Source organism: Agrococcus sp. BE272 (assembly GCF_031457935.1).
Classification (GTDB): Bacteria; Actinomycetota; Actinomycetes; order Actinomycetales; family Microbacteriaceae; genus Agrococcus; species Agrococcus sediminis.
Genome location: NZ_JAVDXL010000009.1, coordinates 1 through 1,069 on the forward strand (window position 1 = coordinate 1; position 1,069 = coordinate 1,069).

At 72.6% G+C, this 1,069-nt stretch carries 1 protein-coding gene; it reads right to left on the bottom strand.

Going from position 1 to position 1,069, the window contains the following annotated elements:
• Positions 1 to 838, bottom strand: an 838-nt coding sequence (locus tag J2X49_RS12925) for an IS110 family transposase (RefSeq protein WP_310127045.1), incomplete at its 3' end; no start/stop codon positions are given.
• Between the last annotated feature and the right edge of the window lie 231 nt (positions 839 to 1,069).

Sequence of the window (1,069 nt, forward strand, 5' to 3'; positions counted from 1 at the left end):
TGCCGCTGGAGACCGGGATCGGCGCGGTGCCGGTCAGGCGCGCCAGCGCCGACTCGGAGCGGATGCGGGCGAAGTTCTCGCCGACGGCGACCAGCAGGATCGCGGCGGTGATCGGGCCGACGCCGGTCGCTGCCAGCAGCGTCGGCGCGACCGCCTGCACGAGCGCGGCGATGTCGGACTCGGCCGCATCGATCTCTTCGGTGAGCTGCCGAGCGCGGGTCGCGAGGCGCCGCAGCGCCAGCTTGGCGGCCTGTTCCGGCTCGTCGAGCCTGGCGGTGTCGGGCCGCAGTCGCGCGGCCGCCGTCACCAGCGCGCCGGTCGTGGTCGGCAGCGTTTCCCGCAGGGATGCGGGCGCAGTGGTGCGGACCGCCTGCAGCTCGTTCAGCGCCTGCGTGCGGGACTTGACCGCGCTCTCGCGAGCGGAGTGCAGCAGCCGCAGCGACTCGACCGGCCCGGTGGTGTCCTTCGGGATCGCGCTCGCGGAGCCTGCGAGGACCTTCCCGGCCGCGGCGATCGCGTCGGTGCGGTCGTCCTTGCCGCGACGGGCCCGGGTCGCGCGGTCAGCGGTGTTCACCTCCAGCACGGTAACGCCCGCGGCCCGAAGGTGCCGGGCCAGTCCTGCCCCGTACGAGCCGGTCAGCTCGACCCCCATCCGGTCGATCAGGCCGTAGCCGGCGACCCAGTCCAGCAGCGCCTGGTAGCCGGCGCTCGAGACGGGGAACGCCGCGTCGGCCAGCAGCTCGCCGGTGAGCGTCACGACCGCGGCGTGGTGCGTGTCGAGATGCGTGTCCACGCCGGCGACAACGGCCCGCGCGAGCGGGGGTGCGGTGAGTACCATCAGAATCTGTCTCCCTCCGAATCACGTTTCGGCGCGGATGACCGATCCGGGCGGGGCCGACACCACATTGACGAGCGAGATCTCGCAAGGTTCTATCAAGTCAGGCCCCGTCCGGCACCACGCCAGGACGCGACGGCCACGACAGCCACCGACAGATCCAGCGCAAGGCATCCGAGGAGCCTGTCGAGTAGCAAGTCAGGCGCCCGCGAGGCCGCCGCGCCCATTCTCAAT